The sequence below is a fragment of the Pseudonocardia cypriaca genome (assembly GCF_006717045.1).
Lineage (GTDB): Bacteria > Actinomycetota > Actinomycetes > Mycobacteriales > Pseudonocardiaceae > Pseudonocardia > Pseudonocardia cypriaca.
Genome location: NZ_VFPH01000001.1, coordinates 564,686 through 584,581 on the forward strand (window position 1 = coordinate 564,686; position 19,896 = coordinate 584,581).

The following is a 19,896-nucleotide window of genomic DNA, read 5'->3' on the forward strand; positions in this document are numbered from 1 at the left end:
GTGCCCGGCGCCGCGCGGGAGCCGAGACCCGCCCGGCGTGTGATCACCCGACTGCTGAGACGGGCGTGGGACGACGACGTGCTCGGCCAGTCCGCCTCGGCGGCGTTCTGGCAGACGCTGTCGCTGCCCCCGCTCCTGCTCGGGCTGTTCGGGTTGCTCGGGTACGCGGAGCGCTGGTTCGGTCCGGACACGGTCGTGGCCGTGCAGGAGTGGATCATCCGGATCAGCGGCGGGGTGTTCAGCCGCAACGCGATGGACCAGATCATCATCCCCACCGTGGCCGAGATCCTCACGACCGCGCGGGGTGAGGTCGTCTCGATCGGGTTCGTGCTGAGCTTCTGGTCGGGCTCCTCGGCGATGGCCACGTTCGTCGACGCGATCACCCGCGCCCACGACCAGTACCCGGTGCGCAGCTGGGTCTGGCAGCGCACCCTCGGGATCCTGCTCTACCTGGCGGGCCTCGCCGTCGGCATCGTGCTGCTGCCGGTCGCGGCACTGGGGCCCGACCGGCTGCTACCGCTGGTGCCCGACGCCGTCGAGCCGGCGGCGCGGGACGTGGTGAACGTCCTCTACCTCCCCGTGGTCGTCGTGGTGCTGGTGCTGGCGCTCACCACGCTGTACAAGATCGCGCTGCCGTTCAAGCCGCCGTGGAGCCGCGGCCTGCCCGGGGCGGTGCTGGCAGCCGTCGTCTTCCTGGTGGGCGCCACCGGCCTGCGGCTGTACCTCGACTGGATCACCGGCACCGGCTACACGTACGGCGCGCTCGCGGCGCCGATCGCCTTCCTGCTCGGCATGTACTTCATCGCGCTGGCGGTGATCCTCGGCGCCTACCTCAACGCGTCGATCCAGACGGTCCGGCCGGCCCCCCTGCGCCGCCGTGGCCGGCGGGGCACGACCGCCCCGGGGGTCTGAGGCAACTTCACAGAACGAGTACGGACTTCACACAAGGCCCGCCTTGTGTGAAGTCCGTACGGGGTTTGTGGAGTGCTACCTCTGCGGGTCGCGCGGGTGCGGGTGCTCCCGGCTGTCGTCGAGGTGGCTCGGGTCGAACTCCACCCTCCCCACCACCAGGTGGTTGATCAGCCAGAGCACCAGGCCGATCACCAGCAGCACGCCGGCGATGGCGAACTGGATCAACGGGCGGCCGGACAGCGGGGTGGCCAGGAAGAAGCACAGGACGATGCCGAGGAACGGCGCCCAGGTGGGGGCGCGGAAATGTTCGTGCTCGACCTTGTGCTTGCGCAGCACCAGCACGGCGATGTTGACGATGGTGAACACGACGAGCAGCAGGAGCGCGGTGGTGCCACCCAGCACGCTGATGTCGACGCTCATCACCAGGATGTAGGCGATCGCGCTGCTGAACAGGATCGACACCCACGGCGTGCGGCGGGTGGGGTGCACGGTGGCGAACACGGTGGGCAGCACTCGCTCGTTGGCCATGCCGTAGAGCAGCCGGCTCGCCATCAGCATGTTGATCAGCGCCGAGTTGATCACCGCGAGCAGGCCGATCGCCGCGAACAGCTGCAGCGGGAAGCCGGGTGCGCTGACCTGCAGCACCTTCAGGAGGGCTCCGCTCTTGGCCGCGGCGAGCTCCTCCGCCGGGACGAGCATCGAGGACACGATCGCGACGATCACGTAGATCGTGCCCGCCACGGCCATGCCGAGCAGCATCGCCTTGGGGAAGATCTTCACCGGGTCCTTCGTCTCCTCGGCCATGTTCACCGAGTCCTCGAACCCGACCATGGCGAAGAACGCGAGCGAGACGGCGGTGGTGATCGCGAACCACGGTGCCCACAGTCCGGTCTCGCCACCGGTGTTGATCTCGACGAGCCGGCCGGCGTCGCCCTGCCCGGCGCCGATCGCCCACAGGCCGGCGATGATGATGATCGCGAGCCCGGTCACCTCGATGCAGGTGAGCAGCACGTTCGCCTTGACCGACTCGCCGACGCCCCGGTAGTTGATGACCGCGAGGCCCGCGATGAAGGCCAGCGCGACGATCCAGAGCGGCAGTACCGCGAACTCTTTGAGGTAGGTGTCGCCGAACGCCTTGGCCGCCGACGCGGCGGACGTGACGCCCGAACACATCACCGTGAACGTCACCATGAACGTCAGGATGTGGACCTTGAACGCGCGGTGCGTGTAGAGCGCCGCGCCACCCGCGCCCGGGTACTTACCGACGAGCTCCAGGTAGCTGAACGCGGTCAGGAACGCGACCACGAACGCACCCAGGAACGGCACCCAGAGGGCGCCGCCGATCTCGGCGGCCACGGAACCGGTCAGGGCGTAGATGCCGGTGCCGAGGATGTCGCCGACCACGAAGAAGAGCAGGAGGCGGGGTCCGATGGCTCGTTTGAGTTCGGGCTGGGCCTGCGCCGGGGCTGAGTCCACCATGGCGAGTGAGTGTGACGGCTGCCACGCCGCCCGTCGAGGATCTTGGTGATGATTTGATGCAACGGAAACCACGATCATCGCGCGTCGGCCGGGACCGGGGTGGCCCGGCGCCGCAGGAACGCCACCGCCAGCCCGGCGCCCGGCAGGGTGAGGCCGACGAGGACGAGCGTTGGGAGCCATGGCCACGCGGGCCCGTCGAGGGCGAGCTCGTCGGTGGGCAGCTCGAGCACCGTCGCCACCCAGCGCGCGGTGGCGGTGTCGGTGCTGCGGGCCAGGTCGGTGACGGTGGCGTCGAACGCGAACTCGGACCCGTCGTGCACGTACTCGGGCTCCGGGCCGCCTTCCACCGCTCCCACGGCACCGTCGCCGGGCACGAGCAGGCGGTCGAGCTCCGGCGCGGCGCTCGCCAGGTCGGCGCGGGGCAGGAACGTCAGCCCGTGCCGGGAGCGCACCGGACCCCCGTCCAGGGACACGGCGTGCAGGCGCGTGGCCAGCGACCACGCCTGCGTGTCGAACACCGAGGCGAGCTCGATCTCGCCGACACCGTCGATGAGCGCCACACCGACGGTCGGCGGGTCGGGGTGGAAGCCGGCGTTCAGGATCGCGGCGGGGTCGGGCACCGGGATGCCCGTGACCGCCGGGGTACCCGCTCCGTGGTGCCGCCAGCCGATGGCCGCGGCGGCGTCGCGGGCGGCCGCGGGACCCAGCAGCCGCTCGACGACGTGCAGCGTGCCGTCGACGCCGGACAGGATCCCGGCGGTGGTGACGACGTTCCCGTCGTCGACGAAGCGCTGCCCGGGCACCCACCGCACCTGCGGGTGGTCCGCCGCGAGCCCGCGCAGCCGCATCCAGTGCGCGGCCGCGGGTCGGTCGTCGAGCAGGCCCGCGGACGCGAGCACCCCGGCGCCGTTGCAGATCGACATCAGCTGCGCACCGCGGTCGGCCTGCGCCCGCAGCCAGCCGGTGACGGTGTCGGTGGTGGGGGCGTCGAGACGGGGCAGGGCCGGCACGACCACGAGGGACGGAGCGGCCAGGTCGGCCAGCTGGTCGAAGGTGAGGTCGGGGACCAGGTCGAGCCCACCGGTCAGCGGGACGGGCGTGCGCTGCGGCGCGACCGTGTAGACGTTGAAGCGGCCGGTCGAGGAGAGGATCTCGTACGGGGCCAGGGTGTCGGACACCTCGGCGCCCAGCGAGCCGACGACCACCACGGCGGTCGGCTTGGCGGGATCGTGCCGGACCGGGGCGGCCGCGGGGAGGACCCACTCCGGTCCGGGCGCGTAGTGGGCGCCGAAGGCCGCGGTCGCGGAGACCGCCGCGAACCCCGCGGGCAGGAGCAGGGCCGCGACCAGGACGACGAGGGCACGGGCAGCGCGGCGAAGGACGATGTTCATGATCAGTGCCAGTAGTCGGTGCGGCGCCACAGCATGAGGGCCAGCATCAGCGGGAACATGATCACGTGGGCGGCGACCATCACGGTCATCGCGGAGATCGCGCCCAGCCAGTACGGCACCAGCAGCACGGCGAACGGCAGGAACATCGTCGCGCTCATCTCGGCGGTCCGCGGCCACGAGTGGCGCCGGATGCGCATCCACAGCGCCATCGCGATCGTCATGTCGAGGGCCATCGTCATCGCGTGCACGTCCGGCCGCGCGACCCACTCGGCGGGCCAGAGCGGGGCGAGCGCCACCATCCCGACGATCATGGCGACGACCATCTCGACGTAGTGGGCGGCGAAGCGGATCAGCTTGCGGGTGTTGGAGCGGGGGTGCGTGGTTGTCATGACCGAAAGGCTCCCGCCGGAAGGCGTCCGAGCCATGTGCCGGAGGTCATGACCCGGGTCATGACCCTGACCATGACCCGGCGGCAGGACCGTCAGAGCAGCCCGAGGGCGCGGGCGCGCAGCGCCGCCTGGGTGCGGTCGCGGGCGCCGAGCTTCGCCAGCACGTTCGTCACGTGGTTCTTCACCGTGCCCTCGGCGAGGAACAGCTCCGCGGCGATCTCCCGGTTGCTGCGGCCGTCGGCCAGCAGGCGGAGCACGCTCAGCTCGCGGTCCGACAGGGGTACCACCAGCGGTTGCGGGCGCTCCGGCTGTGCGGTGTCGGGCAGCTGCGCGAACCGGGCCACGACCTTGGCGGCCACCGACGGCTGCAGCACCGACTCGCCGCGGGCTGCCGCGTGCACGGCCTCGACGAGGCGCGCCGACGACACGTCCTTGAGCAGGTAGCCGACCGCGCCCGCGCGCAGGGCCGCGAACACGTCCTCGTCGTCGTCGAACGTGGTGAGCGCGATGACCCGGACCCCCGGTTGCTCGACGCGCAGCCTGCGGGTGGCCCCGATGCCGTCCAGCACGGGCATGCGGAGGTCCATGAGCACCACGTCGGGGGCGAGCTCGGCGGCCCTGCGCAGTGCCTCGTCGCCGTCGCCCGCCTCGCCCACAACCTCGACACCCTCGTGCACGGCGAGCAGCGTCGCGAGGGCCTCGCGGAAGAGGGCCTGGTCGTCCACGAGCAGGACCCGCACCGTCACCCCGGTACCTCCATCGTCAGCGTGCAGCCGGCACCCGGCGTGGACTCGACGCGCAGCTGCCCGCCGATCTGCGCGGCCCGCTCCCGCAGCCCCACCAGGCCGAACCCCGGTGAGTGCCCGTCGCCGGTGCCCACGCCGTCGTCGCGCACCGCGACGCGGACGGTGGTCTCGCCGTAGTGCAGCAGCAGGTCGGCGCGGCCGGCGCGCGCGTGCTTGCGGACGTTCGTGAGGCCCTCCTGAGCGGCTCGGTACAGCGCCTCCCGCGCGTCGTCGGGGAGCGGGCGCTGCGTGCCCGACACGTCGAGCCGGGTGGGCACGCCCACGGCGGAGGCCTCCTCGGCGAGCCTGCGGAGCGCTTCGGGGAGCGGCTCCGTGGCGCGCGGGTCGCGGAGGGCACGCACCGAACGGCGCACCTCGCCCAGCGCCTCCTCCGACTGCTGCTGCGCCTTCGCGAGCACCGCATCGACCGCCGCCGGGTCGGCCTTCGCCGGGTCGGCGGCCAGCACCGCGCGGGCGGCCTTGACCTGCATCTGCACGACGGTGAGCGAGTGCCCGAGCCCGTCGTGGATGTCGCGGGCCACCCGGTTGCGTTCCTGGGCGGTGGCCAGCCGCTCGGCCTGCGCCGCGTAGTCGCGCAGCTGCTCGTGCGCCTCGGCGAGGTCCCGGCGCAGCTGCTGCTCCCGCTGCAGCAGCTCGGTGATGACCGCGGCGAACACCACCGCGGCGAACAGCCCGACGCCCTCCCGCAGCGCCGCCTGCCACGACTCCATCGGCGCGTGCGCGAACGGGATGAGCAGGACCAGCACGACGACGGCGGGGCGCGGGAGCACCAGCACGCACTGGCTCACCAGCACCACGAAGAAGAGCGTGGTGGCCACGCCCGGCTGCAGCGCGAACGTCGAGAAGGCCAGCGCGAACTGGACCACTACGTACGCGGCCGACCACGGCAGCCGCCCACGCCTGCGCACCCACCGGAAGCCGGCCGTGGCGAGCAGCGTGTACGCCGCGCCGACCGGTAGCGCGGTCAGGGGGCCGCCCGACCCGACGACCGCGATCACCAGCGTGAGGAACGCGCCGCCTGTCAGCACCGCGAGCGCCCGGTTCACGGGTGCCACCCTAGGGGCCATGAGCATCGTTGTGGTCGACGCGCCGTCGAACCTCGGGCTGCGCCCACCGCGGCCCGGCACCGTGCCCGGTTGCTACAAGCTCGCAGGCGCGCTGCGCGACCAGGGCCTGCTCGCGCGGCTCGGCGCCCGGGACGGCGGGGTGGTGACCCCACCTCGTTACGACCGCGGCGACTGGGCGGAGGGGGACGGGGTGTTCAACGCGGCCGCCATCGCCCGCTACTCCTCCCGGCTGGCGGATCGCGTCGAGCGGTGCGCGACGCCGGGCGCGTTCGTGCTCGTGCTGGGCGGCGACTGCAGCATCCTGCTCGGCACGCTGCTGGGGCTGCGCCGCGGCGGCCGCACTGGCCTGGTCTACATCGACGGGCACTCCGACTTCCGGCACCCGGGCAACTCGCCGTCCGTCGGCGCCGCGGCCGGTGAAGGGCTGGCGCTGGTCACCGGGCGCGGGCAGCCGGACCTGACCGACATCGAGGGGCTGCGGCCCTACGTCCGGGACGCCGACGCGGCGGCATTGGGCATGCACGAGCCCGGCGACCCGCTGCTGCCTGAGGCGAGGGAGGCGGTCGCCGTGCTGGCGACGGTCGAGGAGATGCGGGCCACCGGCTGCGCCGCGGCGGCCCAGCGGGCCCTCGGGGCGATGGCGCCCGGCGTCGACCGGATCTGGGTCCACCTCGACGCCGACGTCCTCGACCCGTCGGTCATGCCCGCGGTCGACAGCCCGGATCCCGGCGGACTGCAGCCCGCCGAGCTCGTCGAGACGCTGGTGCCGCTCCTGAACGACCCGCGGGTCGCCGGCCTCGACCTCGCGATCTACGACCCCGACCTGGACGAGCCGGGCGACGGCGCCCGGCTGCTCGCGGACGTCCTGGTCGAGGCTCTGATCAGTGCGACTCGGGCACCGGGCCCATCCCGAACGTCGTGAGGAAGCGGTCCCGGAAGTCCTCCATCGGCCAGACCGGGGCCTGCGGGCTCGGCCGCAGCCCGTCCTCCCAGCCCCACCCGGCGATGCGGTCGAGCACACCGCGGTCGCGAGTGATGATCGAGGTCGGGACGTCGTACCCGGCGTCCGGCCCGACGATCACCGGCGCCGCCTGGTGGTCGCCGAGCACGATGAGCACCAGGTCGTCGTCGCCGGAGTTCTGCGCCCACGACACGAGGGTCTGCAGGGAGTAGGCGATCGAGCGGCTGTACGCGGAACGGACGGCCTCGGTGCCCTTGGCCCACACCGCGTCGCGCGGTTCGCCGGTCGTGAACGTCTGGTAGACCGAGCCGTCGCCGACCTGGTCCCAGCCGATCACCGGCGGGATGAGCGGCCACGGCATGTGGCTCGAGGCGAGCGCGATCTCGGCGAACAGCGGCGGCCGGTCGGGCTGCGCGTGCTCCATGCGCTCGAAGGCCGACATCGTGTACTGGTCCGGCACGCTCGCCCAGCCGAGGTCGGGCCCGCGGTAGCCGAGCGACGGGAAGTCGTAGACGCGCTGGTGGCCGTAGAACCGGGCCTCGGGCCACTCACCGGTGGTGCCCGGCATGACGGCGGCCGTCCGCCAGTCGGCCTTGGCGAACGCGTTGACGAGCGTGAGGCGGTCGCTCGCCATGAGGGCGTCGTGGCGGGCCTGGTTGGAGACGCGCAGCCCGGACAGCATCGTGGCGTGCGCGAGCCAGCTGCTGCCGCCCGCCACCGGCGAGGTGAGGAAGCCGCTGCGGGTCGCGAAGCCGGCGGAGGCCAGCTGCGCGTTCCCCGCGTCGAGCGCGGCGGTGACGGGCCCGGAGAGCTCGGGCTGCTCGATCGCGCTGCGCCCGTAGCTCTCGACGAACGCGATCACGACGTCCTTGCCGCGCAGCGCGGTGAGCAGCTGGTCGGCGGGCACGTCGCGGAACGGGTCGGCGGCGAGCGCCGCGGTGAAGCTGCCCTGGTCGAGCAGGCTCGCCGGCACCTGCAGCGCCCGCTGCTCGGCGGCGACAGCGGCGGAGGCCGACGCGATCGGCACGCCCGGCACGAGCTGCGCACCGAGCACGGCGCACGCCACCCACACGGGCGTGAGCACCGCGACGGCGCGGGTCGCGGGGCGCGGGTGCCGCACCGCGACGCCAGCCAGCCGCACGACCGCCAGCGTCACGAGGACGAGCACCCCGATCGTCACGCCGACGGCGGCGGCGACCGCGGCCACCTGCCCGGCCGTGCCGGTCGACGAACCGAGGAAACCGAGGCCGTCGTCGAGCAGCGCCCAGTCGAGCACCGGGTCGAACGGGCGGGCGAGCACCGCGGAGAAACCGATGTCGAGGATCTTCAGGACGGTGAGCACGCCCAGCACGGCCCCGCCGACGACCGCCACCGGCCTGCGGGCCCGAGCGGGGAGCACGAGCAGGGCGGCGACGCCGACCAGGGCTTCGGCGGGCAGTCGCAGGAACGCGGCCGGGGTGAGGTCGGCGATCGTGTCCGGAGCCACGAGGGCGATGAGGACGAGCAGGGCGGCCAGCACCGTGACCAGCCGCGCCACGAAGGGCCGCCATCGCGGCGGCTCCGTCTCGGCGCCGGCCGGGCGTCGCAGGATCATCTGCTCGCGTACCTCCGGGTCGCGCGGACCCGGGCGGTCCGCCAGTGGGGACACGCGGCCCCGCGGCGAAGAGTTCACCACCCGCGACGGCGGTGGCCGTGACCGGTACCTCGTCAGGTGGCCGGCTGACCGATGTTCACCATCCAATGCACGCCGAACCGGTCGGCGCACATGCCGAACTCGTCGCCCCACATCTGCTTCTCGAGCGGGACGCTCACGGTGCCGCCGTCGGAGAGCCGCTCCCAGTAGCCGCGCAGCTCGTCGCCGTCATCACCGCTGAGACTCAGCGCGACGTCGTCGCCGCGGCTCAGCGGCATACCTGCCTGGGAGTCGGCGCCCATGATCGTGTACCCGCTGCGCGTCTCCAGCAGCGCGTGCATGATCCGGTCGGCCTCGGGGGCGTCCGGGTCGCCGTACTCACCGTAGGTGTTCATCGTGAGCGTGCCGCCGAAGACGTCGGCGTAGAACTCCATGGCCGACCTGGCGTCGCCGTCGAAGCTCAAGTAGGGGTTGAGACGAGAAGGCATCGGTACCTCCCGTGTCGTGGAGGCGAGCATCGTCGCAGAGCCCGTCGTCCCGCGGAAGTGCGCTCGCCGCGCCGTTTGATCGGGCTGCCGGCGGGAATCCGCGAACGACCCCCGGCCGGAGATCGGGTGCGCGGGGCCCATTCGGGGGAGACGATGCGATGCTCAACCAGAACGACCGGCGCCGCCTCGAGGAGATCGAGCGCCGGCTGCTCGAGGAGGACCCCGAGTTCGCCCGTCACTTCACGCGGTGGCCGCCGTCCTCGCCCCGCGGGACCTCCCGGCTGCTGCCCATCCTCCTGCTCGTCGTCGGCGGGCTCGGAATGCTGATGTCGCTGCTCGTGATGCTGCCGGCGGTCTTCGTGCTGTCGCTGGCCGCCACGGTCGGCGGGGTCTGGCTGCGGCGGCGTCGGCGGCGTTAGTCGCCCGCGACCGCCGCACCGGCCGGCTCCCGGCGCAGGTGCAGCGGCTGCGCGAAGCACAGCACCGCGACCAGCCCGGCCAGCAGCACGCCTGCGGGCAGGAGCAGCGACTGGCCCATCGCGGCCGCGAACGCCCCGTACTGGGCAGGGGGGAGCTGCGTGACGGCTGCCTCCGCGTGACCGGACGTCCCCGGCAGGAGCGCGGCCAGGCGTGCCTCCATCATCGCCGCGATGCACGCGCTGCCGAGTACCGCGCCGACCTGCCGGGTGGTGTTGTACACCCCAGCTCCGGCACCCGCGTGCCGCATGGGGAGGTTGCGGGTGGCGGTGCTCGCGATCGGCGCCCAGACGAACGCGCTCGCGACGCCGATCAGGGTGAGGGGGAGCAGCAGCTGCCAGATCGCGGCTTCGGGCACGAGGACCGTCGCGAGCCAGAACAGCGCCACCGGGAAGCAGACCATCCCGATACCGGCGATGTGGCGCGGGTGGTGGCGGTCGGTCAGCCGCCCGACGACGGGGGCCAGCAACCCGGAGATCACGGCCATCGGGGCGAGGAGCAGGGCCGCCTGGGTGGGGGTGAGTCCGCGCACGCCCTGCGCGTACAGCATGAGCGGGAACGACATGGACGTGACCGTGAACCCGACCGTGGTGATCGCGGCGTTGGCCAGGCTGAAGTTGCGGTCGCGGAACAGCGCCAGCGACAGCAGCGGCTCGCCCCGGTTGCGCACCTGCCAGAACACGAACGCGGCGAGCACGACGAGCCCGGCGATGATGAGCGACCACACCGAGATCGGCCCCGCGATCGTGCCCCAGTCGAAGGTCTGCCCCTCCTGGATGCCGAACACCAGCAGGAACATCCCCACGCCGCTCAAGGCCACGCCGAGCAGGTCGAACCGGTGGACGTGCGTGGGCAGGTCCGGCACGAGCCGCAGCGCGAGGGCCAGTGCGACCACGCCGACCGGCACGTTGACGAAGAAGATCCACTCCCAGCCGAGTCCGTCGACCAGCACGCCGCCGAGGATCGGGCCCACGAGCGTGGCGATGCCGGCGACCGCGCCCCACAGGCTCATCGCGCGACCGCGCTGGTCAGCCGGGAACGTGCGGGTGATGACCGCCATCGTCTGCGGCGTCATCAGCGACGCGCCCAGTCCCTGGACGATCCGCGCGACGATCAGCTGCGCGACGGTCGCGGTGAGGCCGCACCACAGCGAGGCGAGCGTGAAGATCACGAGACCCGTGCTGTAGACCTGCTTCGGACCGAACCGGTCACCGAGCCTGCCGGTGATCAGCAGCGGCACGGCGTAGGCGAGCAGGTAGGCGCTGGTGACCCAGACGACCGAGGCGACGTCCGCGCCGAGGTCCGCCATGATCGCGGGCGTCGCCACCGACACGATGGTGGCGTCGACGAGGATCATGAAGAACCCGACGACGAGCGCCCACAGCGCGGGCCACGGACTCGTGCCGGTCACAGCATGTCCTCGCTGGGCCATCGCAGCTCCTTGCGTTCGAGCCGACCGATGAGGTCGGTGAGCCAGTTCAGCTCCGTGGTGAGCTGTTCCTGGAGGTACCGGGGGGCGAGCAGGTAGGCCTCCTCGACCTGCCGGTCGACGGCGGCTTGCAGCAGCGCGGCGCTCTCGGCGAGCAGGCCCTCGATCCGGCGGCTGCGCGCGCTCAGCAGCTCGATCACCTCGCGCCGGGGGAGCGTGTGCGCCTCGCCGAGCGCGACCGGGAACTGCGGGTACTCGTTCACGGGGATCGCCAGCAGCGTGCGGACCCGCTCCGCGAGAGCCTCCCGGCCGTCGTCGGTGATCCGGTACGTGGTCCGCTCCGGCCGGCCGCCGTCGCGTTCGGTGCCGGTCGCCGCCACCAGGCCGATCTCGGCCATCCGGTCGACCGTGTGGTACAGCGAGCCGGGCCGGATCTTCACCCGCCGGTCCTCGTGCCGCTCGAGCAGTAGCCGGTACATCTCGTACGGATGCATGGGGCGTTCGACGAGCAAGGCCAGCACGGAGATGCCGAGGGGGGTCAAGCTCGCCGCCACCGACTCCTCCACACTGCTCCGCGCCGATTACTCCGCGCCGAATATTACGAGCGGAGCTGTCGTGGGGCAACCTGCTGTGACGCCCGGCATCCGAGCCGGCGACCTGCTACACGTCCGGGGTGATCACTGCGGGAGGGAACCAACGATCGTCGGTGAAGGCGCCGGTGTCGTCGATCAGGAACGGCGCCCTGCGGTGCTCCCGGTCCTGGCCGCCCGCGCCCATCCCGGCTGTGAGCGGTGGGTACAGGCCGGGTGCCTGGGTGGCACCGGGGCGTGGAGCGCCCGCCCTAGTGGCCGGTTCGGCGGCGCCCGCCGGGGGCCGTTCGCCGAACGGGGTCGATCTGACCGGTGCTTCCGGAACGGGCCGCGCACCGGGCCCGCCCGCGTTGCTCTGGACGACGTCCCGCCAGCCGGGCGTCGGCCTGGGGAGCGGGTTGAGACCGCCGGCGACCCCGCCGGGTCGGGGCGCCACGGGCGCGGCGGGCGTACCGGGTGTCGGAGGAAACGCCGGCAGCGGCGACGGCGGCAGGCCCGTTCCCGGGACGGCCGGAAGTGGCGGTGCGGCAGGGATGCCGGGGCGATTGGTGCCGGGCGCGGGAAAGGGTGCGGATTGCGTCGCGGGGGGCGTTGCGGGCGGGGTGCTGGCGCCGTTCGTTCCGGGCGCGGGAAGCGGCGGCGCCTGCGCGGGCGGCACCGGCGGTACGGCGCTGGGAGCTGGGCCGGCCGGTACCGCGCCGGGAGCCGCGTTGGGCCCGCCCGGCGGCAATGCGGTGGGTGCGCCCGGTGGTATCGCGGCGGGTGGGACCGGCACCTCCCCGACCGGGGGCGGTGGGGCGCCCGGGACCCCCGCCGGGCCCGCCGGCGCGACTCCGGCCGGCCCCACCGGCACGGGAGCGCCGGGCAGGGGCGTGGTGAGGCCTGGCCCGCCAGGCGGCGGAGCCGAAGGCTCGATGTCCACGGTGATCTGCGGTGGGGGTGTCATCTCCTGCAGCCGGGGAATGTTCTCGCCGCGGGACCGCGCCTCGTACTGCGCCATCAGCTCCCGCGCCCGCTGGGCGTCGTTCTCGGCCTGTTCCTCGAGCGCGCGCAGATCGGAGAACCCGTCGAGGACGTTCCCGAAGACGTAGCCGGGATCCGTCCAGAACCTGTCCCGTTCGGCACTGAGCGCCTGTGTCCTCGGCTCGGGCATCTGCTGCCGCACGTGGAGGGCCTCGTGCGACTGGTCGAGCAGCGTCTGCCCGATGCTGCGCGCACCGGCGGCGCCGTCGATGGCCCACTGACCCAGCGCCGATACCGCACCGCGCGTGGCGTTCGCCGCCGCCCCCTCCCAGTCCGCGGCCGTGCCCGACACCACGGCAGACAACCGCTCCTCGATGCTCTGGATCAGCAACTGGGTCTTCATCCACGCGAACGACGCGGCCTCCGACGCCGCCACCGGGTCGCCCTGCTGGACCATCGCCCAGATCTCATCGTGGGACACGCCTGCCCACCGCGTACCGCCATCTCCGGCGATCACCCGGCCCGCGTCCGCCGCCCTGTCGACGCCTCCCGGACCCGGACCGATGATGCCGGGCATCGGCATTCCCCCTCTTGTGTTGCGGCGTCCGCTGCTACCGAGCCACTTCGATCCGCCGGCCTGAGCAGGTCACTCCACCCGTCTCGGAAGTCTCGCGTTCGCGGCTTCGGCTGCGAGATAGGCCTGCTCCATCTGCGCGAACTGGTCGCGAATCGCTTTAAGTTCAATCCCGTACCTGCGCATTGCTTGGTAGGTGCCGAGATCTGACTTCATGACCATGCTGTTGTAGCGGGCGACGACCTCGTTACTCACGTTGTCTCCGAGCCACGGAGTTCGGATGAATCCTGCGTTGAGCAGGTGGTCGAGCTGCGGCTCCAGCTCATCGAGGGCCTTGTCGTATGCTTCGCGGGCAGCCGTCAGTCGGTGCGGGTCCACCCGCAGCATGTCGGGCACTTTGCCTTTCCCTCCTGAGTTGGCGAGCACGAAGCTACAGCGGCGTGCTCGCGAAAGAGGGTGATTGGCAGAAGATGGTTTGCGATCGTGAACGCTTTGGTCAGTGTTGGCTGAGCAGGGTGTCCATCACGAGGTCCGCGGCCCGCTCCGCGTCGCGACAGAGTTGGTCCTCGGGGATCGGCGGATCCGCCCCGGCAGATCTCGCCTGAACGTCGAGCAGTTGCCCAGGCGCGACGTCCAGCAGCACCTTGCATCCGTCATCGAGGACCTGGGATCTCGCCACCAGCGCTGGGAACTCGGCTATCTCGGCGGGGCGAAGCTCGCCGGCGGCCTGGCCCGATGTCCAGAACTCGATACCCGCCGTCGTCACCGTGCTGATGCTGATCGAGATCGCGGGTTCGTTGCCCCTGATCGAGCACCATGACACTTCGCCGGGGTAGAGCAGCGAGGGCTCCCTCCGGGGCTGCGGCGGGCGGTCAAGCCGCAGCCCCACCCGCTGCTCCGGGGTCAGAAGGCTGCACGGGTCGACGCCGTCGATCGGGATGTCCCGAGGACGCGGTGGCAGGGAGACGGTGGTGGGGGAGGCCTGCGGCGTGGTCGGCGGGTCGGCGGGGGAGGCTTGGCCGCCTGTCGAGCAGCCGGCGAGCAACACGATCAGGACCCCGAGCAACGCTCGCCGCACCCCCACGGCGACAGACTGTAGTGGCTTGGTCGGGCTCGGAGTGGGTGGAAGGTCGAACTCGGATCTCAGCGGAGCCGGTCGAGATCCAGCCGCACGGGGAAGGGGTCGTCGACGTAGCCGAACTCGCCGGCGAGGTGGCACGCCGTTATGGCCGGACGGTCGTCGATGTCGATGATCCAGTAATGCGGAATGCCAGCGTCGGCGTACTCGTCATGCTTGATCATTCGGTCGGTCCGTTGCGATCCGTCCGACACGATCTCGACTGCCAGTACGACCTCCTCCGCCCGGAGGAGCCCGCCGCCGCGGTGGCTCCGCTCGAAGCCGGAGCGCGTGACGACCACGAGGTCGGGGATGCGGACGAAGCCGGGCCGCGTGGCGGGAACGAGCTCGAGATCGACGTCGACGGTCGGCAGGAGGCGGAACTCGTCCGGCACCTGCGGGTCGAGCAGAACCTGGAGCCGGTGCTGGCAGAACTGGTGCCTGGGCGCCGGGCTGGGCGATATCACGACCTTCCCCTCCTGGAGCTCGTACCGCCCGTCGGTCGCCTCGGGCAGCGCGGCGAACTCGGCAGCCGTCAGCAGCTGCGGCCGCTGGAAGGGGAGTGCCGGCATGCCGATCAGTGTGGCAAGCGGCACCGACGGTTCGGGCCGGAACGCGGCTACGCCGCGGCCGGCTCCCTCAGGAGCGCGACCACATCGCGCGCCGCCGCCTGCCCGGCCCGGTTCGCCCCGATCGTGCTGGCGCTGGGTCCGTACCCGACGAGGTGGATCCGCGGGTCGGCGGCCACTCGGGTGCCGTCGACGGCGATGCCGCCGCCGGGTCCGCGCAGCCGCAGCGGGGCGAGGTGGCCGAGTGCGGCGCGCCAGCCGGTGGCCCAGAGGATCACGTCGGCGGCCACCGACGTGCCGTCGGCCCAGACCACGCCGTCGGGGGTGATCCGTTCGAACATCGGCAGCCGGTCCAGCACACCCGCGGCCTGCGCCGCCCGCACCTCCGGTGTGAGTGCGAGGCCGGTGACGCTCACGACGCTCTGCGGCGGCAGGCCGGCCCGCACCCGCTCCTCGACGCGGGCCACGACGGCGCGGCCGTACTCCTCGCCGAACGGCTCGTCGTGGAACTCCGGGGGGCGGCGGGTGACCCACGTCGTGCCCGCCGCCACCGTGGCGATCTCCATCAGCAGCTGAACGGCGGACGATCCCCCGCCCACGACGACCACCCGCCTGCCCGCGAACTCCTCCGGCCCGTTGTAGTCGACGGTGTGCAGCTGCCGGCCGCGGAACGTCTCGGCGCCGGGGTAGCGCGGGCGGAACGGGCGCGTCCACGTGCCGGTGGCGTTGATCAGGGCGCGGGTGGTCCAGGTGCCCGCGTCCGTCTCGACATGGAGGTCCGGCCCGGTCGAACGGACCGTGCTCACCCGCACCGGGCGGCGGACCTGCAGGTCGAACACGCGCTCGTACGCGTCGAAGTAGGCGGGCACGATCTCGGCGGCGGGCCGCGTCCGGTCGGCCGGTTCGAACGGAAGCCCGGGCAGGCTCGCGATGCGGTGCGCGCGGTCGACGCGCAGCGTGGGCCAGCGGTGGCGCCACGCCCCGCCGGGTCCGTCCTCGCCGTCGAGCACGACGAAGCCCGAGCCGGGAGCGAGCCCGGCCCTGCGCAGCCCGTACGCGGCCGAGAGCCCGGCCTGACCGGCCCCGATGACAACGACATCACTCCGCACGCCCACCCCAACGCGGCCGGGTCGCCGAGAAGTCCCTCAGCCCTCGGAGGGCTGGCGGATCACGGCGGGGGATGGTGGGGTTGGCGGCGTGCTGCGCGCGTCCCGGGCCGGGCTGATGAGCACCCGCTACGAAATCACCCGGGACGACAAGGCGATCTGCACGTGGAAGCCGTCGGCGTTCATCGGCGGCGGGAGCTTCGAGCTCGGCGGGCACCGCTACGACGTGGCGCGCGGCGGCTGGACCGGACGGCGCTACCGGCTGCGCGACGAGTCCGGGCGGCTCGTCGCGCTCGCCGATGGCGTCGGCCGGCTGACCTGGACGTTGGAGACCGGCGGCGAGGTGCACGCGTTCGAGCGGCCCTCGCCGTGGCGGCGTGACCAGGTGCTCGTGCGCGACGGCGAGCCCGCGGGCGCGGTCCGGCGTACGAGCGCCTGGTTCGGCGAGGCCGAGGCGGAGCTGCCGGGCCTGCCGCTGGAGGTGCAGGTCTTCGTCCTGGTCAGTCTCCTGGCCGTGTGGGACGAGGACTGAGACATTTGCCTCCGCTCCGCTCCGGCGTGCTCGCGGGCCCTTGAGGCGCCGTCCTGCTCCTCCGGTGCTCGGTCGCTCGTTCCTCGCTCCCTGCGCGCCTCCCCCGCAGGACGGCGCCGGCCCGCTCGCTCGAGGGTGAGGCGTTACACGACTGGCACGACCTCGGGTGCGCCCATGCGGGCGGCGTCGGCGGTCTCGTCGTCGGGCATCTTCTGGCTCTCCCGCTCGGCCTCGACCCGCTTGCGGTAGTGCTCGACCTCGCGCTCGACCTGCTCGTCGCTCCAGCCGAGTACGGGCGCGACGAGCCGCGCCACCTCCTCGACCACCCCCATGCCCCGGTCGAAGGTCTCGATCGAGATGCGGGTGCGGCGGGCGAGGAAGTCGTCGAGGTGCCGGGCGCCCTCGTGCGAGGCGGCGTAGACGATCTCGGCGCGCAGGTAGTCGGGCGCGCCGGCGAGGGGCTCGCCGAGGCTCGGGTCGCCCGCCACGAGCTCCAGCACCTCGTGGATCAGTGATCCGTAGCGCCCCAACAGGTGCAGGATGCGCGCCTCGTGCACCCCGTACTGCTGGCCGAGCAGCGGGGCCGCGTTCTTCAGCGCCTCGAAGCCTTCTGCGCCGAGCAGCGGGACCTTCTCGGTGACGGACCGTGGCACCTTGATGTGCAGCCCGTGCACCGCGGCGTCGACGGCGTCCTTGGCCATCACGCGGTAGGTCGTGTACTTCCCGCCCGCGACGACCACCAGCCCCGGCACCGTGTGCGCCACGGCGTGCTCCCGGGACAGCTTGGACGTCGACTCCGACTCGCCCGAGAGCAGCGGCCGTAGCCCCGCGTAGACGCCCTCGACGTCCTCGTGGGTGAGCGGCTGCTCCAGCACGGCGTTGACGTGGTCGAGCAGGTACTCGATGTCGGCCGCGCTCGCCGCGGGGTGGGCGAGGCCCAGCTTCCAGTCGGTGTCGGTGGTGCCGATGATCCAGTGCCGGCCCCACGGGATGACGAAGAGCACGGACTTCTCGGTGCGCAGGATCAGCCCCGAGTCGCCGCGGATCCGATCGCGCGGGACGACGAGGTGGATGCCCTTGCTCGCCCGGACGTGGAACTGGCCGCGCTCGCCGACCAGGCCCTGCGTCTCGTCGGTCCACACCCCGGTCGCGTTGATCACCTGCCGGGCCCGCACCCGCAGCGTGCGCCCGGACTCCAGGTCGTGCACCTCGGCGCCGGTGACCCGCTCGCCCTCGCGCAGCAGCCCGACCACCCTGGCCCGGGAGGCGACGTGCGCGCCGTACGCCGCGGCCGTGCGGGCGACGAACATGGTGTGCCGTGCGTCGTCGACCTGCGCGTCGAAGTAGAGCAGTGCCCCGACGAGGGCGTCCTTGCGCAGCGACGGCACGATCTTGCGCGCGCCGCGGCGGGTGAGGTGGCGGTGTGCCGGCACGCCGCGGGAGCGGCCGGACAGCAGACTGAGGGTGTCGTACAGCGCGACGCCGGTTCCCGCGTAGAGCCGCTCCCACCCGCGGTGGGTGAGCGGGTAGAGGAACGGCACGGGCTTCACGAGGTGTGGCGCGAGCGTCTGGATGAGCAGCCCGCGCTCCTGCAGCGCCTCGGAGACGAGCCGGAAGTCCAGCATCTCCAGGTAGCGCAGGCCGCCGTGGATCAGCTTGCTGGACCGGCTCGAGGTGCCCGAGGCGAAGTCACGCGCCTCGACGAGCCCGACGGACAGGCCGCGGGTGGCGGCGTCGAGGGCGGCACCGCTGCCCACGACGCCGCCCCCGACGACCAGCACGTCGAGTTCGGTCGAGCTCATGGCCTCCAGGGCTTCCTCGCGGGCCTGCGGGGAGAGCGCGACCGATCTCATGGTGGTGGTTCCCTTCCTCGTTGCGTCGCTCGAAGAATCAGTCGACGTCTACCCAGTCCAACGTCCTGGTCACGGCCTTCTTCCAGCGCTCGTACCCGGTCGTGCGCTGCTCGTCACTCCACTGCGGCTCCCAGCGCTTCGACTCGTTCCAGTTGGTGCGCAGCTCGTCGGTGGTCTTCCAGAACCCGACGGCGAGCCCAGCCGCGTACGCAGCGCCGAGCGCCGTGGTCTCCGCGACGACGGGCCGGCTCACCGGCACGCCGAGCACGTCGGCCTGGATCTGCATGCACAGCTCGTTGGCGGTGACGCCGCCGTCGACCTTGAGCACCTCCAGGTGCACGCCGGAGTCCTTCTCCATCGCCTCGGCGACGTCGCGGCTCTGGTAGCAGATCGCCTCGAGCGTGGCCCTGGCCAGGTGGGCGTTCGTGTTGTACCGGGAGAGCCCGACGATCGCGCCGCGCGCGTCGGACCTCCAGTACGGGGCGAACAGCCCGGAGAACGCCGGGACGAAGTACACCCCGCCGTTGTCCTCGACCTGCCGGGCGAGCGACTCGCTCTGCGCGGCGCCGGAGATGATCCCCAGCTGGTCGCGCAGCCACTGGACGGCCGACCCGGTCACCGCGATCGAGCCCTCCAGCGCGTACACCACGGGCTCGTCGCCGAACTTGTAGCAGACCGTGGACAGCAGGCCCGCGTTCGAGCGCACCAGCTCCGTGCCGGTGTTGAGCAGCATGAAGTTGCCGGTTCCGTAGGTGTTCTTCGCCTCGCCCGGCGCGAAGCACACCTGTCCGACGGTGGCGGCCTGCTGGTCGCCGAGGTCCCCGGTCAGGAGGATCTCGCCGCCCAGCGGGCCGTTACCCCGGGTGGTGCCGTAGCCGGCGGGGTTCGAGCTGGGCTGGATCTCAGGCAGCATCGAGCGCGGGATGCCGAAGAAGCCGAGCAGCTCGTCGTCCCAGTCGAGCGTCTCGAGGTTCATCAGCATCGTCCGGCTGGCGTTGGTCGGGTCGGTGACGTGCGAGCCGCCGTCCCGTCCACCGGTGAGGTTCCACAGCAGCCACGTGTCGGTGTTGCCGAAGATCGCGTCGCCGCGCTCGGCCGCCTCCCGTGCCCCGTCGACGTTCTCCAGGATCCACTGGATCTTGCCGCCGGAGAAGTAGGTGGCCGGTGGCAGGCCGGCCTTCTGCCGGATGACGTCACCGCGACCGTCCCGGTCGAGGGCGGAGGCGATGCGGTCGGTGCGGGTGTCCTGCCAGACGATCGCGTTGTAGTACGGCCGCCCGGTGTTGCGGTCCCACACCACCGCCGTCTCGCGCTGGTTGGTGATCCCGACCGCGGCCAGGTCGGACGCGCTCAGGTTCGTCTTGTTGAGCGCGGTCTGCACGACCGCGGTGGTGCGCTCCCAGATCTCGACGGGGTTGTGCTCCACCCAGCCGGCCTGCGGGAGGATCTGCTCGTGCTCCAGCTGGTGGATGCCTTTCACGTTGCCGGAGTGGTCGAAGATCATGAATCGGGTGCTGGTCGTGCCCTGGTCGATGGCGCCGACGAACTCGGCCATGCGTC

The 19,896-nt window shown here is 72.4% G+C and carries 20 protein-coding genes; 4 read left to right on the forward strand and 16 right to left on the reverse strand.

What is annotated here, in order from left to right; all coding sequences use genetic code 11:
• Positions 1-39: 39 nt before the first annotated feature.
• Positions 40-912: a YihY/virulence factor BrkB family protein gene (locus FB388_RS02670; RefSeq protein WP_246121525.1), complete on the forward strand. Its 873-nt coding sequence runs from the start codon at positions 40-42 to the stop codon at positions 910-912.
• 75 nt (positions 913-987) lie between these two features.
• Here FB388_RS02670 and FB388_RS02675 read toward each other — a convergent pair whose 3' ends face one another.
• From FB388_RS02675 to FB388_RS02695, 5 genes are all read right to left on the reverse strand, one after another.
• Positions 988-2,391 (reverse strand): APC family permease, encoded by a 1,404-nt coding sequence (locus FB388_RS02675; RefSeq protein WP_142096390.1) that lies wholly within the window; start codon positions 2,389-2,391, stop codon positions 988-990.
• 74 nt (positions 2,392-2,465) lie between these two features.
• On the reverse strand, positions 2,466-3,782 hold the full coding sequence (locus FB388_RS02680) for a DJ-1/PfpI family protein (RefSeq protein ID WP_142096393.1): 1,317 nt from the start codon (positions 3,780-3,782) through the stop codon (positions 2,466-2,468).
• A 2-nt stretch (positions 3,783-3,784) separates the two neighbouring features.
• Positions 3,785-4,171: a hypothetical protein gene (locus tag FB388_RS02685; RefSeq protein WP_142096395.1), complete on the reverse strand. Its 387-nt coding sequence runs from the start codon at positions 4,169-4,171 to the stop codon at positions 3,785-3,787.
• Positions 4,172-4,263: 92 nt separating this feature from the next.
• A complete protein-coding gene (locus FB388_RS02690; RefSeq protein WP_142096398.1) occupies positions 4,264-4,917 on the reverse strand; it encodes a response regulator in 654 nt (217 codons plus the stop codon).
• Positions 4,914-6,023, reverse strand: coding sequence for a sensor histidine kinase (locus FB388_RS02695; protein ID WP_211361733.1), 1,110 nt, complete (start codon positions 6,021-6,023; stop codon positions 4,914-4,916). The genes FB388_RS02690 and FB388_RS02695 overlap by 4 nt, the downstream gene beginning before the upstream one ends.
• Positions 6,024-6,042: 19 nt before the next feature.
• Here FB388_RS02695 and FB388_RS02700 point away from each other — a divergent pair, with 19 nt between their 5' ends.
• Entirely contained in the window at positions 6,043-6,966 is a 924-nt protein-coding gene (locus FB388_RS02700) for an arginase family protein (RefSeq protein WP_142096404.1), read from the forward strand.
• Here FB388_RS02700 and FB388_RS02705 read toward each other — a convergent pair.
• Complete coding sequence (locus tag FB388_RS02705; protein ID WP_246121527.1) at positions 6,926-8,599, reverse strand: alkaline phosphatase family protein; 1,674 nt, start codon at positions 8,597-8,599, stop codon at positions 6,926-6,928. The genes FB388_RS02700 and FB388_RS02705 overlap by 41 nt on opposite strands.
• A gap of 113 nt (positions 8,600-8,712) precedes the next feature.
• On the reverse strand, positions 8,713-9,126 hold the full coding sequence (locus FB388_RS02710; protein ID WP_142096406.1) for a VOC family protein: 414 nt from the start codon (positions 9,124-9,126) through the stop codon (positions 8,713-8,715).
• Positions 9,127-9,284: 158 nt separating this feature from the next.
• Here FB388_RS02710 and FB388_RS02715 point away from each other — a divergent pair, with 158 nt between their 5' ends.
• Complete coding sequence (locus FB388_RS02715) at positions 9,285-9,545, forward strand: DUF3040 domain-containing protein (protein ID WP_142096409.1); 261 nt, start codon at positions 9,285-9,287, stop codon at positions 9,543-9,545.
• Here the strand turns inward: FB388_RS02715 and FB388_RS02720 are convergent.
• The 7 genes from FB388_RS02720 to FB388_RS02750 form a co-directional block, all read right to left on the reverse strand.
• Positions 9,542-11,014, reverse strand: a complete 1,473-nt coding sequence (locus FB388_RS02720) for a DHA2 family efflux MFS transporter permease subunit (RefSeq protein WP_246121529.1) — start codon at positions 11,012-11,014, stop codon at positions 9,542-9,544. The genes FB388_RS02715 and FB388_RS02720 overlap by 4 nt on opposite strands.
• Positions 11,011-11,586 (reverse strand): PadR family transcriptional regulator, encoded by a 576-nt coding sequence (locus FB388_RS02725; RefSeq protein ID WP_246121531.1) that lies wholly within the window; start codon positions 11,584-11,586, stop codon positions 11,011-11,013. Before FB388_RS02725 ends, FB388_RS02720 begins: the two co-directional genes overlap by 4 nt.
• Before the next feature lie 106 nt (positions 11,587-11,692).
• On the reverse strand, positions 11,693-13,066 hold the full coding sequence (locus FB388_RS02730; protein WP_142096415.1) for a hypothetical protein: 1,374 nt from the start codon (positions 13,064-13,066) through the stop codon (positions 11,693-11,695).
• A gap of 165 nt (positions 13,067-13,231) precedes the next feature.
• Positions 13,232-13,555, reverse strand: coding sequence for a hypothetical protein (locus FB388_RS02735; protein ID WP_142096418.1), 324 nt, complete (start codon positions 13,553-13,555; stop codon positions 13,232-13,234).
• Positions 13,556-13,655: 100 nt separating this feature from the next.
• Complete coding sequence (locus FB388_RS02740; protein WP_170225444.1) at positions 13,656-14,225, reverse strand: DUF3558 domain-containing protein; 570 nt, start codon at positions 14,223-14,225, stop codon at positions 13,656-13,658.
• A gap of 77 nt (positions 14,226-14,302) precedes the next feature.
• Complete coding sequence (locus FB388_RS02745; RefSeq protein WP_142096424.1) at positions 14,303-14,848, reverse strand: Uma2 family endonuclease; 546 nt, start codon at positions 14,846-14,848, stop codon at positions 14,303-14,305.
• A gap of 47 nt (positions 14,849-14,895) precedes the next feature.
• Positions 14,896-15,954 (reverse strand): NAD(P)-binding domain-containing protein, encoded by a 1,059-nt coding sequence (locus FB388_RS02750; protein ID WP_142096427.1) that lies wholly within the window; start codon positions 15,952-15,954, stop codon positions 14,896-14,898.
• A gap of 88 nt (positions 15,955-16,042) precedes the next feature.
• Between FB388_RS02750 and FB388_RS02755 the strand changes: the two genes are divergently transcribed.
• On the forward strand, positions 16,043-16,483 hold the full coding sequence (locus FB388_RS02755) for a hypothetical protein (RefSeq protein ID WP_142096429.1): 441 nt from the start codon (positions 16,043-16,045) through the stop codon (positions 16,481-16,483).
• A 143-nt stretch (positions 16,484-16,626) separates the two neighbouring features.
• Here the strand turns inward: FB388_RS02755 and FB388_RS02760 are convergent, their stop codons facing one another.
• Both FB388_RS02760 and glpK read right to left on the reverse strand, forming a co-directional pair.
• Positions 16,627-18,336: a glycerol-3-phosphate dehydrogenase/oxidase gene (locus FB388_RS02760; RefSeq protein ID WP_142096431.1), complete on the reverse strand. Its 1,710-nt coding sequence runs from the start codon at positions 18,334-18,336 to the stop codon at positions 16,627-16,629.
• A 37-nt stretch (positions 18,337-18,373) separates the two neighbouring features.
• Positions 18,374-19,891 carry a glycerol kinase GlpK gene (glpK, locus tag FB388_RS02765; RefSeq protein ID WP_142096434.1) on the reverse strand — a complete coding sequence of 506 codons (1,518 nt, stop codon included), beginning with the start codon at positions 19,889-19,891 and terminating at the stop codon, positions 18,374-18,376.
• Positions 19,892-19,896 lie beyond the last annotated feature (5 nt).